Origin of the sequence: Neisseria musculi (genome assembly GCF_014297595.2) — a bacterium.
Lineage (GTDB): Bacteria > Pseudomonadota > Gammaproteobacteria > Burkholderiales > Neisseriaceae > Neisseria > Neisseria musculi.
Genome location: NZ_CP060414.2, coordinates 65,561 through 80,523, shown reverse-complemented (window position 1 = coordinate 80,523; position 14,963 = coordinate 65,561). Strand labels below are relative to the sequence as shown.

The following is a 14,963-nucleotide window of genomic DNA, read 5'->3' as shown; positions in this document are numbered from 1 at the left end:
CCAACAACGCAAATCAAAGCAAACTTTACAATCCGCTTTCATTTGCACTGTTTTGGTGGAGGCAAACGGGATCGAACCGATGACCCCCTGCTTGCAAAGCAGGTGCTCTACCAACTGAGCTATGCCCCCAATCATGGTGGGTCTGGGAGGACTTGAACCTCCGACCCCACGCTTATCAAGCGTGTGCTCTAACCAGCTGAGCTACAAACCCAGGCCCCGTTACGGACAACAAACATTGCGCCTGCCCTCCGAAACCTTTAACCGCATCTTCAATGCCACAGTTCACCGATAAGTGTGGATGCCCCAAACCCTCTTCTTTTCTCTAGAAAGGAGGTGATCCAGCCGCAGGTTCCCCTACGGCTACCTTGTTACGACTTCACCCCAGTCATGAAGCATACCGTGGTAAGCGGCCTCCTCGCGGTTAGCCTGCCTACTTCTGGTATCCCCCACTCCCATGGTGTGACGGGCGGTGTGTACAAGACCCGGGAACGTATTCACCGCAGTATGCTGACCTGCGATTACTAGCGATTCCGACTTCATGCACTCGAGTTGCAGAGTGCAATCCGGACTACGATCGGTTTTATAGGATTGGCTCCGCCTCGCGGCTTGGCTACCCTCTGTACCGACCATTGTATGACGTGTGAAGCCCTGGTCATAAGGGCCATGAGGACTTGACGTCATCCCCACCTTCCTCCGGCTTGTCACCGGCAGTCTCATTAGAGTGCCCAACCAAATGATGGCAACTAATGACAAGGGTTGCGCTCGTTGCGGGACTTAACCCAACATCTCACGACACGAGCTGACGACAGCCATGCAGCACCTGTGTTACGGCTCCCGAAGGCACCCTTCCGTCTCCGAAAGGTTCCGTACATGTCAAAACCAGGTAAGGTTCTTCGCGTTGCATCGAATTAATCCACATCATCCACCGCTTGTGCGGGTCCCCGTCAATTCCTTTGAGTTTTAATCTTGCGACCGTACTCCCCAGGCGGTCGATTTCACGCGTTAGCTACGCTACTAAGGCATCAAGTGCCCCAACAGCTAATCGACATCGTTTAGGGCGTGGACTACCAGGGTATCTAATCCTGTTTGCTACCCACGCTTTCGGGCATGAACGTCAGTATTGTCCCAGGGGGCTGCCTTCGCCATCGGTATTCCTCCACATCTCTACGCATTTCACTGCTACACGTGGAATTCTACCCCCCTCTGACATACTCCAGCTACCCAGTTCAGAACGCAGTTCCCAGGTTAAGCCCGGGGATTTCACATCCTGCTTAAGTAACCGTCTGCGCCCGCTTTACGCCCAGTAATTCCGATTAACGCTCGCACCCTACGTATTACCGCGGCTGCTGGCACGTAGTTAGCCGGTGCTTATTCTTCAGGTACCGTCATCAGCAGTTGATATTAGCAACCACCTTTTCTTCCCCGACAAAAGTCCTTTACAACCCGAAGGCCTTCTTCAGACACGCGGCATGGCTGGATCAGGGTTGCCCCCATTGTCCAAAATTCCCCACTGCTGCCTCCCGTAGGAGTCTGGGCCGTGTCTCAGTCCCAGTGTGGCGGATCATCCTCTCAGACCCGCTACTGATCGTCGCCTTGGTAGGCCTTTACCCCACCAACCAGCTAATCAGACATCGGCCGCTCAGATAGCGCGAGGCCGTAAAGTCCCCCGCTTTCCTTCTCAAAGTGTATGCGGTATTAGCCGCCCTTTCGGACAGTTATCCCCCACTACCCGGTACGTTCCGATGCATTACTCACCCGTTCGCCACTCGCCGGCAGAAGTGCAAGCACTCCCCCGCTGCCGTCCGACTTGCATGTGTAAAGCATGCCGCCAGCGTTCAATCTGAGCCAGGATCAAACTCTTATGTTCAATCTCTAACTTAAAACTTCTGGTCTGCTTCAAAGAAACCGACAAGTCTGTTCCTTGTCTGTCTCTACGCAGTGCAGGGCCTAAGGCACCCACACTTATCGGTAATCTGTGTTGTTAAAGAACAGCTCCGACACCGGAGCAGAAAGCGAACTATACACAACCCCAACTCCAACCGTCAACACAATATACAAAAAATCAATACAAAAAAATTACAACAAAATGTTTTACTTGAATATTTTATTCAACACACCCCCACTTTATCCAACACCCCCCTCAAAAAACAACACTCTCAACCCGAAAAAACCGCTTTCAGACGGCCTATAAAATATTTTAGGGCTGTCCTAGATAACTAGAACAAATCCTACTTTACTAATTGTTTTAAAATAGAAATTTGAAATTTTATCTCACTGTTGTTAAAACGCCATTCACACTCTTTCAAATACAGTTCAAAATGCTCTTTGGGAATGCCGTTAAACTTGCGTAAATGGCGTTTTGCTTGGTTCCAAAAGTTCTCAATTCCGTTAATGTGATTTTGTCGCTCAGCAAAATGTGTGCTGTGATTGATCCGAAAATGTGAAAATTCGCTCACATCAAGAACGTCATAACTTTTGTAACAATCGGTATAAACAATGCTATCAGGCTTCACTTGCTCGCGGATAATTGGCAATAAAGTCGCAGTTTGTGTATTGGGTACGGCAACGGTGTAAACCTTACCATTACGCTTCAAAAGCCCGAATACAGCCACTTTGCCAGCCGCACCGCGACCACGTTTGCCTTTGCGTTGTCCGCCAAAATAGCTTTCATCAACTTCTACTTCACCATCAAGCATTTCCAGATGCGGGCTGTTGTGATAGATAAGTAAGCGCAAACGGTGGAAGTAATAGGCAGCGGTATTTTTATTGACGCTAACTAATTGCGCCGCTGTGCGGGCGGTAACACCTGCAACAAATAGTTCAATCAGTTTGTTTTGCTTGTACTGACTTAAACGACTTTTTCTCATAGGGATTATTCTAACCTGAAGTTAAATTTCCCTAGTTATCTAGTACAGCCCCAATATTTTTGAAACACTGAGATAAAACACTGAAACAATGCCGACCCAGCTAATCAAACAAACCTGCTACAATATCTTTGGTTTTCCCTATTATTATCCATCTCCATGACCGAGCCTATTTACATCCCCCTGCGCCTGCATACCGAGTTTTCCATTACTGATGGAACAGTACGTATTAAAGATGTTGTCAAAAAAGCTGCAGCCAACGGCATTCCTGCATTGGGAATCAGTGATTTGATGAACACTTTCGGCTTGGTGAAGTTTTATAAAGCCTGCCGCAGTGCAGGCATTAAGCCTGTGATGGCAGCCGATGTTTGGGTTGAGAACCCCGATGCAGACGGCAAACCTTTCAGGGCGGTTTTGATTGCACAAAATGATGAAGGCTACCGGCGTTTGAGCGAGCTGCTCACGGCTGCCTATGTAGGCGAAGACCGTAACCCTGATTATGCTCAGCTGCGTCAGGAATGGTTGGCTGCGGGCAGCAATGCCGGCTTGATCTGCTTATCGGGTGCGCATTACGGCGAGGTGGGTGTGCATTTTATGGACGGCCGCCCCGAAGCGGCGAGGGAGGCCGCACAGAAATATGCAGCCTGGTTTCCGAATGCATTTTATTTGGAATTGCAACGACTGCCCGAACAACCTAAATGGGAGATTGCGGTGGCGGGCAGTGTGAAAATTGCCGGCGAACTTGATCTGCCTATTGTGGCAACCCACCCGGTACAGTTTTTAAACGGCGAAGATTTTCAGGCGCACGAAGCACGGATATGCATTGCCGGCGGCTGGGTATTGGCAGACCCAAAACGCCCGCACGAATTTTCGCCCAGTCAGTTTTTTGTACCGCCCGAAGTGATGGCAGAACGGTTTGCCGATCTGCCGGAAGCCCTGCAAAACACGGTGGAAATCGCCAAACGCTGTAATCTCACACTCACGCTGGGCAAAAATTTCCTGCCGCTGTTTCCCACACCCAACGGCATATCGCTGGAAGATTATTTGGTGCAGCTTTCCAACGAGGGCTTGCGGGAACGTATGCTTCAGCTTTACCCCGATGAGGCGGAGCGTGCCGAAAAAATGCCCGAATACCGGGCGCGTTTGGATTTTGAGCTGAAAATCATCATTCAAATGGGGTTTTCGGGCTATTTTCTTATCGTGCAGGACTTTATCAACTGGGCAAAAAACAACGGCTGCCCAGTGGGGCCGGGGCGCGGTTCGGGTGCAGGTTCACTGGTGGCCTACGCATTGAAAATCACCGATCTCGATCCGCTGAAATACGCGCTGCTGTTTGAGCGTTTCCTCAACCCCGAACGCGTGTCTATGCCCGACTTCGATATTGATTTCTGCCAAAGCAACCGCGGCAGGGTGATTGAATATGTACGCGAAAAATACGGCGCAGAGGCGGTGAGTCAGATTGTTACCTTCGGCACCATGTCTTCAAAAGCAGTGATTCGCGATGTGGGGCGCGTGCTGGAACTGCCCTTCGGCCTGTGCGACCGCCTCTCGAAGCTGATTCCGCTCGAAACCAACCGCCCCGTAAGCCTGGACAGGGCTATGGAAATGGAGCCGGAAATCAAGCAGCTGATTGAAAACGAAGACGCAGGCGAGCTCATTGATTTAGCCAAAAAACTGGAAGACCTCACCCGCGGTCTCGGCATGCACGCCGGCGGCGTATTGATTGCACCGGGCAAAATTTCCGATTTCAGCCCGGTTTACCAAGCCGAAGAATCTGCTTCGCCGGTGTCGATGTATGACAAAGGCGACGTGGAAGATATTGGACTGGTAAAATTCGACTTTCTCGGCTTGCGCAACCTCACCATTATCGAAATGGCGCAGGAAAACATCAGAAACACCACCGGTGAAAGCGTGAATGTCCACAATATCGCGCTCGATGACCAGGCTGCCTATCAGATTTTCCGCGATGCCAACACCACCGCCGTATTTCAGTTTGAATCAACGGGCATGAAAAAAATGCTGAAAACGGCACACACTACCAAATTTGAAGAACTGATTGCATTTGTGTCGCTCTACCGCCCCGGCCCGATGGACAACATTCCCGATTTTGTAGCGCGCATGAAAGGGCAGGCCTTCGAATATATCCACCCACTGCTCGAGCCTGTGCTGGAGCCCACCTACGGCATTATGGTATATCAGGAGCAGGTGATGCAGGCCGCCCAAATAATCGGCGGCTACTCACTGGGCGGTGCCGACCTGCTGCGCCGTGCCATGGGCAAGAAAAAGCCCGAAGAAATGGCCGAACACCGCGAGATTTTCGCCAAAGGCGCAGAAGAAAAAAACATCCCGCGCCAAAAAGCCAATGAAATTTTCGACTATATGGAAAAATTCGCAGGCTACGGCTTCAACAAATCCCACGCTGCTGCCTACGCGCTGATTTCCTACCAAACCGCCTGGCTCAAAGCGCACTATCCTGCCGAATTTATGGCCGCCACCATGTCAAGCGAGCTAGACAACACCGACCAGCTCAAACATTTTTATGACGATGCCCGCGCCAACGGCATCAGCTTTCTGCCGCCCGACATCAACCAATCCGACTATCTGTTTACGCCGAACAGCCAAAAACAAATCCGCTATGCCCTCGGCGCCATCAAAGGCACAGGCGAAAGCGCGGTAGCCTCGATTATCGAAGCCCGCAGGCAAGGCGGCGGCTTCAGCAGCCTGCTCGATTTTTGCGAACGCGTTAGCAAAGAACACATCAACCGCCGCACTCTCGAAGCCCTGATACGCGGCGGCGCATTCGACAGCATCGAACCAAACCGAGCCATGCTGCTGGCCAATATCGACCTGGCCATGAACCACGCCGAGCAAAAAGCCGCCAACGCCAACCAAGGGGGGCTGTTCGACATGATGGAAGACGCCATCGCCGCCATCGAGCTGGCCGACACCCCCGCATGGAGCGAATCAGAAAAACTCGCCGAAGAAAAAACCGTTATCGGCTTTTACCTTTCCGGCCACCCCTTCGGCCCTTATGCCCAAGAAGTGCGCCAAATCGCACCCACCCGCCTGGGCCGTCTGAAACCGCAAGACAACACACGCGTGGCCGGCTTTGCCACCGCCGTGCGCACCATGATGGGCAAGCGCGGCAAAATCGCTTTCGTAACGCTCGAAGACCAAAGCGCGCAAATCGAAGTGATGGTAACCGGGCAAGTGCTGGAAGAAAACGCAGGCCGTCTGAAAGCCGACCAAGTGTTGATTATGGAATGCAAAATCAGCCGCGACGACTACAACGGCGGCGACACCCTGCGCATCATTGCCAACCAAGTGATGACGCTGCAAACCGCCCGCGAACGCTATGCCCGCAGCCTGAGCCTGCACCTGGCCCCACACCACAACATCGCACAGTTAGCAGAGCTCTTAGCCGCCCGCCACCTGCCCGACACCGCCCACATCCCGCTACGTCTCGCCTACAGCAACGATACCGCATACGGCGAATTACGCCCTGCTCCGAAATGGGCGGTAACGCCGGGGGCAGAGCTCTTCGATGCACTGGAAAACCTGCTGGGCACCCGCGCAGTCAGGGTAAACTGGTAGAAACTCCGAAACAGAAACAGAAACCGAGCAACACAAACACCAGTAAAAATATTCCCAGAGTGCAGCAAGACCGTCTGAAAATGCGGTTTAGACACAAGCTGCATGGAAGCAACCTCTGCCATACAAACAGCTCCCGCAAAACTCAGTGCTGTCATCACATAAAACACCGCACGCCAGCCTACTTGCTCAAATAGCTGGGCAAGAACCAGCTCGGAAAACCGCCCAACACCGTGTCGGCCACATAAAGCAATATCCGCCGCGCCATCGTTTTGCGGCCAAACTCTTCACCGATATAAGCAATCAACACAACAATAATCTCCAGCACTGCCAAGCCTTGCAAAAAGCAGTAAAACATCATCTTTCCGCTATTGCCAGCGTGAGGCAGGTATGCCGGGAAACGGCATCGAGCGGACAATAAACACCTTGTGCCCGAGAGTGTCCGAAAGTATACCCATAAACGGCGACATCGGTGCCACGCCGAACACTGCCGCCAAGCCCGCCTGCACTTCGCCGGCCTCAAATCGCATACCCGCACGGCAACGCTGCCTGTACAGAATACACCCGCAAAAAACAAACACGCCGGCTAGGACAACGGCAAGGCGCAATAAAAAATCGGGAGAGTGGCCGTACACACCATCAAACCGGATTGGCGGGCAAAAGCGCTGCAGGTGCAGATAATTAAAGCACGGTTAAACATGGTCCGGATTCTGCGCCCATTTCGGCTTTTGCGCCAATATCTTATCATAAACCGGGCAATCCTCGGCATGCGCACCCTTCAGATAGCCCGTACTCATCAGAAACTCGTTCACAATCTCGCTGCCGACAAATTTGAAATGCCGTTTGAACAGCTTCACCCATTGTGCCAAAGGCAGCGGATGGTGGGCATCGAGCCAGTTTTTAAACGAACCGTATTCCTGCTGCAAACACAAAATCTGCTGTGCGTTGTCAATGACCGCGTTGATTTTCAAACGGTTGCGGACAATGCCGGCATCGGCGAGCAAACGTTTGCGGTCGGTTTCGGTGTAGGCTGCAACCGAGGCGATATCGAAACCCGAATAGGCCGTCTGAAAAGCCGCCTGCTTGTTTAAAATGGTCGTCCAGCTCAGCCCCGCCTGATTGATTTCCAACACCAGCCGCCCAAACAGCTCGTTGTCGCTTTCAATCGGAAAACCGTAGGCTTCGGCATGGTAAACCCTATTGGGATTCACGCTGCTCTCGGGTAGCGCATTGCAAAATTCGCAATAATTCATTTTCAGACGGCCTTTCTGTTATCGATAACGGATACACGGTGCCCGCAAACCCAAGCAGGCGGAAAAAAACCGACACCGATTTGGGCTACCGGCCCGCCAAGTGCCGTAAAACGCACAAATCAGCCGCCTCAGTCGCCCCCTTCTGTCTGAGCCTCTTTGCAAAACCATGCGTCTACCACTTCGTTTACCTCTTCCACGCCCTGCTTTTTCAAGCTCGAAAAAAGCTGGACGCTAATCTGCTGGCGCTGTGCATATGGTTGGAGCATTTTCTTGACTGCGCTCAAAGTTTTGATTTGGTCGTTTTTGGATAATTTATCGGCTTTCGAAAGTAAAATATGCACCGGCCGGCCAGTGGTGTGGAAGAAGTCCAGCATCCGGATATCCAAGGCTTTGAGCGGGTGGCGGGCATCCATAATCAGCACCAGGCCGATAAGCTGCCTGCGCTGCTGCAGGTAATCACCGAGCAGTTCCACCCAATGCGCACGCACGGCTTCGGGCACTTGTGCATAACCGTAACCCGGCAAATCCACCATAAAACCGCCGTTTGCCAGCTCGAAAAAATTAATATGCTGGGTGCGGCCGGGCGTTTTCGACACATAAGCCAGCCGCACATGGTTGGTCAGCGTGTTGATGGCGCTGGATTTGCCCGCATTGCTGCGGCCTGCAAAAGCAATTTCGGCAGGCGTTGCGGGCAAATCTTTCAAATGATTGACCGTGGTGAAGAATTTTGCGTTTTGAAATAGGTTCATAACTGGTAAAATTGTGTGAATTTGGTATAGAATACCACGATTAAGAATTTATCGGTTTGGTCGGGTGGCAGCACACCCGTATTGAGTATCGTAAAGGGCTGGGGCGGCGCACGCCGCTGTGCCATTATTCAGGAGCACTCCATGAAACGTTTGACCTTGTTGGCGCTGGCTGCTTTGGCCGCAGGTGCGGTAACGGCGGCGCCGAAGGCAGATCTTGCCAAAGGCAAAGAAATCGCAACCAATATCTGCGCAGCCTGCCACGCTGCCGACGGCAACAGCGGTATCGCCATGTATCCGAAACTGTCGGCACAACACGCCCATTATCTGTTTGTACAAACCAAGGCCATCAAAGAAGGCAAGCGCACAACAGGTGCTTCGGCAGCCATGGCTCCGATGGTTGCAGCTTTGTCGGAGCAGGATATGCGCGATGTGTCGGCTTTTTATGCCGCGCAGTTTCCCAAACCGGGCGAGGCCAATCCGAAAGACAACCCGGAATTGGGTGCCAAAATTTTCCGCGGCGGATTGGCAGATAAAAAAATCCCCGCCTGCATGGCCTGCCACGGCCCCAACGGGGCGGGCATTCCCGGGGGTGGTTCCGATATTGCCGCCTATCCGCGCCTGGGCGGCCAGCACAAAGATTATATTGTTACCCAAATGAAGGCATACCAATCCGGCCAGCGCAGCAATGCCATCATGGCCGATATAGCGGCACGGATGTCTGATGAAGAGCTCAATGCAGTAGCCAACTTTATTCAAGGCCTGCATTGATTAAGGGCTGCCGCCGGCCAAAGGCCGTCTGAAGAATATTCAGACGGCCTTTGGTTGCCTGTTTGACGCAGCGGCTGCCTGCACAAGGCATCTGTGCATTGTTTTTCGGGCTGCGACACCAAACTTTTGGGTTTTACGCTGCTTCAGACGGTCGCAAACCCACATTTGACAAACAGCATGCAAACACTTGAGACACTGCCGGTGCGGCGGGCGGGAATGACCATGATTGCAGCGGCCCGACAAACTTTTCCTGGTGCCATAACCGGCATTGCCGAGAAAATAAAATTTTTACTGCCGCATTATTGTAAAATACGGCGGCTTTTCCGACCGCAACATAAAGCCGGCACACAATCCTTGGTTTAAACAAAATATACCCCGACCTGTTGCAAGGAAATGCCCCACCCTGTTTTTATCTGCCCTCACCGGTTTCAGACGGCCTCAGGCACAGGTGCGGCACTTTCCGGGCATCAAACCCTGATAATCAACATGATAACCTTATGGCAAAACCCCGCTCTTCCACCCCGCTCATCCGCAGGCCGTGGTTTGCTTTTTTAAGCTCCATGCGCTTTGCCGTTGCCCTGCTCAGCCTTTTGGGCGTGGCATCGATTATCGGCACCGTATTGCAGCAAAACCAGCAGCCTACTGACTATGTGGTGAAATTCGGCCCGTTTTGGTCGGAAATCTTCGGCTTTTTGGGGTTATACGATGTGTATGCCTCGGCCTGGTTCGTGCTGATTATGATTTTTCTGGTACTTTCAACCGGCCTGTGCCTGTGGCGCAACATTCCGCCGTTTGTGCGCGAAATGAAGTCGTTCCGCATCCATGCAGGCAAAAAATCGCTGGCAGCAATGAAGCATACCGCGCTGATCGGCAGCGGGCTTTCCCCCGAAACCGCCGCACGCTATTTAAGCGTGCAGGGTTTCAGCAGCAGAACCGCCGAGCGTGAAGACGGCTCGGTGCTGGTGGCCGCGAAAAAAGGGGCAATAAACAAATGGGGCTATATTTTCGCCCACGCCTCCATCATCGTTATCTGCCTGGGCGGTCTGATAGACAGCAACCTGCTGCTCAAAGCCGGCATCATCACCGGCAAAATCGTGCCGGACAACCACTCTGTGTTTGCCAAAGATTTCCAACCCGAAAGCATTTTGGGCAGCGGCAATATTTCGTTTCGCGGCAATGTAAACATCACCGAAGGCCAAAGCGCCGACGTGGTGTTTTTAAATGCCGACAAAGGTATGCTGGTGCAGGATTTGCCCTTCAGCGTTGAATTGAAAAAATTCCATATCGACTTCTACGACACCGGTATGCCCAAAGACTTTGCCAGCGATTTGGTGATAACCGGCAAAGCCGGCGGCGGCAAAACCGAAAAAACCATACGCGTCAACCACCCGCTCACAATTGACGGCATCACCATCTATCAGGCCAGCTTTGCCGATGGCGGTTCCAACTTGAAATTCAAGGTTTGGAATCTCGGCAGCCGCAGCCGCACGCCGGCCCAAATGGATGCCGTATCGATGAATGCCTTCCCGCTCAACCTGGGCAACAAACAATACCGCTTGGAGTTCGACCAATTCACAGCGTTAAATGTAGAAGACATGAGTGCCCCCCGGGAAAAAGGCAAACCGAGCTTTCAGACGGCCGTCAATGATGTGCGCAGCGTAAAACAGGATAAAAAATTCACCAACATCGGCCCCTCTATCGTGTACCGTATCCGCGACAAGGCAGGGCAGGCCGTTGAATACAAAAACTATATGCTGCCGGTGAAGCAGGAAGAAGACTATTTCTACATCACCGGCACGCGCTCAGGCCTGGAGCAGCAATACCGCTGGCTGCGCATTCCAATGGACGGCAGCGGCAGCATCAACACCTTCATGGCCCTGCGCGAGCATTTGGGCAACCCAGAAGTGCGCAAACGCGTGATTGCGGCTTCCTCCGCCGCAGCTCCCGAAAACATACGCAAAGTATTCAGCCAAGCCGCCGAAAACACGCTGGCGATTTTCGCCAAAGGCGGCTATTTGGCACTGAACGACCATCTCGAAAACAGCATCCCGCCTGCCGAACAGGAAAAAATGCAAGGCTTTTTCTACCAAATGCTCTATAGCGCGATGAATGTTCTGCTTGACGACACCATTAAAACCTACCAACTGCCCGAATGGCAGCCCGGCGCAGCGCGCAACCGCTTCCTGCTCAACAGCATGGATGCCTACACCGGCCTCACCGAATACCCCGCCCCCGTGCTGCTGCAGCTGGACGGCTATAAAGAAGTGCGCTCCTCCGGGCTGCAGATGACCCGCGCACCCGGTGCATCGCTGGTTTATCTCGGCTCGGTGCTGCTGGTTTTGGGCACGGTATTTATGTTTTACATCCGCGAAAAGCGCGCATGGGTATTATTCGATAAAGACGGCATACGCTTTTCGATGTCGTCCTCGCGCAACGAACGCGATTTACAGAAAGAGTTTCCCAAACACGCGGCCGCCCTCGAAACCCTGGCCGCCGATTTGAAACACACCGATTGATACGGAGCATTATTCAGACGGCCGCTGCCCTGCCGGCCGTCTGAACAATACCGCTTGAGGCTTGACACACCATGAACCAAACCATCAACAACACCGAAAAACTATCCGGACACGCCCTGCTGGCCCACAAATCTTTTTTACGCCGCCTCAACATTTGGGACTGGCTGTTTGCTTTGGCAGCAACCCTAACCGCAGTGTTTGCACAACTTCAGATCAGCCACCGCATGGATGCTTACGAAGTGGCGATTTTGTGGTTCTGCGCCGCCGCAGCCGTGCTGCTGGGCTGGTTTTTCAAACCGCTGCGCTGGTTTACCCCAGCCTCCCTGCTATCGGCCTACGGAGCCGTGCAGCTTTACGGCGGCAACATCGCCCACGCCGACCGCTTTTTGCTGAAATATTTTCTCAGCAGCCAGTCGGCAGTAATGTGGCAGTGTGCCACCGTGTTTCTGGCTCTGTTTTGCTACATCGCCGGCGCATTTACCGCACACCGGCGGCAAACCGCCACCAACACGCTGTTGGGTATCGGCACCGTGCTCACCTGGGTTTCTGCGCTGGCAGGCTTCATCGGCCTGCTGGTGCGCTGGCACGAAAGCTACCTGCTGCGCCCCGATGCCGGCCACATCCCCGTTTCCAACCTTTATGAAGTGTTTATTCTGTTTTTGGTGATTACCGCTTTGATGTATCTCTATTACGAAAGCAGATTCGCCGTGCAGAAACTCGGCGGCTTCGTACTCTCGTTTATGGCTGCCGTGGTGGTGTTTGTGTTGTGGTACAGCCTGTCGCGCGAAGCGCACACCATCCAGCCGCTGATTCCCGCGCTGCAATCGTGGTGGATGAAAATCCATGTGCCTGCCAACTTTATCGGCTACGGCGCATTCTGCATTTCCGCCATGCTCGGCATTGCCGAACTGATGGCCCTCCGCAATGAAAACGCCGGCAAAAAATCCTGGCTGCCCGATTCGCAAACCATCGAAGAAGTGATGTATAAAGCCATCGCTGTCGGCTTTCTGTTTTTCACCATTGCCACCATACTCGGCGCGCTGTGGGCCGCCGATGCCTGGGGGCGTTACTGGAGCTGGGATCCTAAAGAAACCTGGGCGTTTATCGTGTGGCTCAACTACGCCGTGTGGCTGCATATGCGGCTGGTAGCGGGCTGGCGCGGCAAAGTGCTGGCATGGTGGGCGGTTATCGGCCTGTTTATCACCGCCTTTGCATTCGTGGGCGTGAATATGTTTCTCAGCGGGCTGCACTCCTACGGCACCCTGTAACGGCAGCCATTGCACTTCAGGCCGTCTGAAACTGTGTTCAGACGGCCTGTGGCTTTTTGCTTAAACCATGCCTTTAGCGTATCATTTACCCTTACCCAAAACCTGAAAACACTTTTGCAATCGGCTTTCCCCCGAAAACCGATTGCAAAAGTATTTTTATATTTTAAAGGGTTATTTATGTTAAACGGTATCCCCCTGCCCAAAGACACGGTACGCCCGCCCGAAACCGTGCTGGTCAACATCACTCCTCAGGAAACGCGCGTGGCGGTGCTGGAAGAAAATAATATCTGCGAGCTGCATATCGAACGCAACAGCGGCCACGGCCTGGTGGGCAACATCTATTTGGGCGTGGTCCGCCGCGTACTGCCCGGCATGCAGAGCGCGTTTATCGACATCGGCTTGGAGCGGGCGGCATTTCTGCATATTGTCGATGTGCTCGAACAGCGCCGCAACCCCGATGAAACCCAGCGTATCGAGCATATGCTGTTTGAAGGCCAATCGGTGCTGGTGCAGGTGATTAAAGACCCCATCAACACCAAAGGCGCGCGCCTTTCCACGCAGATTTCGCTGGCCGGGCGTTTTTTGGTGCATCTGCCGCAAGAAGACCATATCGGCATTTCTCAACGCATCGAAGACGAAGAAGAGCGCAACATCCTGCGCCGCCGCCTGGCCGGCCTGCTGCCGGAACACGGCACCGGGCAGGGCTACATTATCCGCACCAGTGCCGAAAATGCCAGCGATGCCGAGCTTTCGGCCGATATCGGCTACCTCACCAAAGTGTGGGAAAACATCCGGCATCAGGCCAAAACCCGTCCTCCCGAAACCCTGCTTTATCAGGATCTGCCCCTGAGCCTGCGCGTGTTGCGCGATATGTTCAGCGACAACACCCGGGAAATCCTGGTCGATTCCAAAGAAAACCACCAGCGCATACAGGAATTTGCCGAGCTTTATGTGCCGGGCGCCGCCGGAAAAATCCGCCTGTTTCAAGGCGAGCGGCCATTGTTTGAAAGCCACAATGTCGAACAGGAAATCAACCGCGCCCTGCAGCCGCGCGTCAATCTCAATTTCGGCAGCTATCTGATTATCGAAGCCACCGAAGCCATGACCACCATCGATGTGAACACCGGCGGTTTCGTGGGCACCCGCAATTTCGATGAAACCATCTTCCGTACCAATCTCGAAGCCTGCCACACTATCGCCCGCGAACTGCGTCTGCGCAACCTCGGCGGCATCATCATCATCGACTTCATCGATATGGCGCACGACACCCACCGCGAAGCCGTATTGCAGGAGTTAGCCAAAGCCCTAAGCTTCGACCGCACCCGCGTTACCCTCAACGGCTTCACCAGCCTCGGCCTGGTAGAGCTGACCCGCAAACGCACCCGTGAAAACCTCAGCCACATTCTGTGCGAACCCTGCCCCTCATGCCAAGGCAGAGGCCGTCTGAAAACCCCGCAAACCGTGTGCTACGAAATCCAGCGCGAAATCGTGCGCGAAGCCCGCCGCTACGATGCCAAAGAATTCCGAATTCTCGCCGCGCCCAACGTTATCGACCTGTTTCTCGATGAAGAATCACAATCGCTGGCGATGCTGATCGACTTTATCGGCAAACCGATTTCGCTGGCAGTGGAAACGGCCTACACGCAGGAACAATACGATATCGTGCTGATGTAACCGAACCCGCCCCTGCTCCTGCGGCACGGCAGATTAAATGGAAACTGCTGCAGCCAACCCGCCACGCTGCAGCCCATTCCCACGATAAATTTCAGACGGCCGGCCGCAAACCATATCAGCGTGCAAGACTGCATAACGCAATCATTATTTTAAAATGGGATTGCGATACTTATACTTACTGCTTACAGCTTACGGCCTCACACCCAAATAACGCAGATTCAAGATATGGCTGTTTTTTTGGGATTCAAACACTAGGGGCAAGCCCTGCGGCAATAGCAAA

Annotated in this window: 10 protein-coding genes, 2 tRNA genes and 1 rRNA gene; 5 read left to right on the top strand and 8 right to left on the bottom strand. The window is 53.2% G+C overall.

Annotated elements, in window-relative coordinates; all coding sequences use genetic code 11:
- Positions 1 to 53 precede the first annotated feature (53 nt).
- The 4 genes from H7A79_RS00370 to H7A79_RS00355 form a co-directional block, all read right to left on the bottom strand.
- A tRNA-Ala gene (locus tag H7A79_RS00370) sits at positions 54 to 129 on the bottom strand.
- Between the two features lie 5 nt (positions 130 to 134).
- A tRNA-Ile gene (locus H7A79_RS00365) sits at positions 135 to 211 on the bottom strand.
- 115 nt (positions 212 to 326) lie between these two features.
- Positions 327 to 1,867, bottom strand: a 16S ribosomal RNA gene (locus H7A79_RS00360).
- A 361-nt stretch (positions 1,868 to 2,228) separates the two neighbouring features.
- Positions 2,229 to 2,867, bottom strand: a complete 639-nt coding sequence (locus tag H7A79_RS00355) for an IS1595 family transposase (RefSeq protein WP_187000724.1) — start codon at positions 2,865 to 2,867, stop codon at positions 2,229 to 2,231.
- Between the two features lie 156 nt (positions 2,868 to 3,023).
- On the opposite strand from H7A79_RS00355, the gene dnaE reads away from it, so the two are divergent.
- A complete protein-coding gene (dnaE, locus tag H7A79_RS00350; RefSeq protein WP_187000723.1) occupies positions 3,024 to 6,458 on the top strand; it encodes a DNA polymerase III subunit alpha in 3,435 nt (1,144 codons plus the stop codon).
- A gap of 178 nt (positions 6,459 to 6,636) precedes the next feature.
- On the opposite strand, the gene H7A79_RS00345 is transcribed toward dnaE, so the two are convergent.
- The 4 genes from H7A79_RS00345 to yihA all read right to left on the bottom strand — a co-directional run bounded on the left by H7A79_RS00345 (position 6,637) and on the right by yihA (position 8,457).
- Positions 6,637 to 6,783: a hypothetical protein gene (locus H7A79_RS00345; RefSeq protein WP_187000722.1), complete on the bottom strand. Its 147-nt coding sequence runs from the start codon at positions 6,781 to 6,783 to the stop codon at positions 6,637 to 6,639.
- A 40-nt stretch (positions 6,784 to 6,823) separates the two neighbouring features.
- A complete protein-coding gene (locus tag H7A79_RS00340; protein WP_187000721.1) occupies positions 6,824 to 6,985 on the bottom strand; it encodes a hypothetical protein in 162 nt (53 codons plus the stop codon).
- Between the two features lie 162 nt (positions 6,986 to 7,147).
- Positions 7,148 to 7,708: a DNA-3-methyladenine glycosylase I gene (locus tag H7A79_RS00335; RefSeq protein WP_135035026.1), complete on the bottom strand. Its 561-nt coding sequence runs from the start codon at positions 7,706 to 7,708 to the stop codon at positions 7,148 to 7,150.
- A 128-nt stretch (positions 7,709 to 7,836) separates the two neighbouring features.
- Positions 7,837 to 8,457: a ribosome biogenesis GTP-binding protein YihA/YsxC gene (gene yihA / locus H7A79_RS00330; RefSeq protein ID WP_187000720.1), complete on the bottom strand. Its 621-nt coding sequence runs from the start codon at positions 8,455 to 8,457 to the stop codon at positions 7,837 to 7,839.
- A gap of 141 nt (positions 8,458 to 8,598) precedes the next feature.
- Here yihA and H7A79_RS00325 point away from each other — a divergent pair, with 141 nt between their 5' ends.
- From H7A79_RS00325 to rng, 4 genes are all read left to right on the top strand, one after another.
- The gene (locus H7A79_RS00325; RefSeq protein ID WP_187000719.1) at positions 8,599 to 9,225 is read left to right on the top strand and encodes a c-type cytochrome; all 627 of its coding nucleotides are present in this window, start codon (positions 8,599 to 8,601) and stop codon (positions 9,223 to 9,225) included.
- Between the two features lie 560 nt (positions 9,226 to 9,785).
- Positions 9,786 to 11,741 (top strand): cytochrome c biogenesis protein ResB, encoded by a 1,956-nt coding sequence (locus H7A79_RS00320; protein WP_187001574.1) that lies wholly within the window; start codon positions 9,786 to 9,788, stop codon positions 11,739 to 11,741.
- Between the two features lie 71 nt (positions 11,742 to 11,812).
- Positions 11,813 to 13,009, top strand: coding sequence for a c-type cytochrome biogenesis protein CcsB (ccsB, locus tag H7A79_RS00315; protein WP_187000718.1), 1,197 nt, complete (start codon positions 11,813 to 11,815; stop codon positions 13,007 to 13,009).
- Between the two features lie 177 nt (positions 13,010 to 13,186).
- A complete protein-coding gene (gene rng, locus H7A79_RS00310) occupies positions 13,187 to 14,683 on the top strand; it encodes a ribonuclease G (protein ID WP_135035008.1) in 1,497 nt (498 codons plus the stop codon).
- Positions 14,684 to 14,963 lie beyond the last annotated feature (280 nt).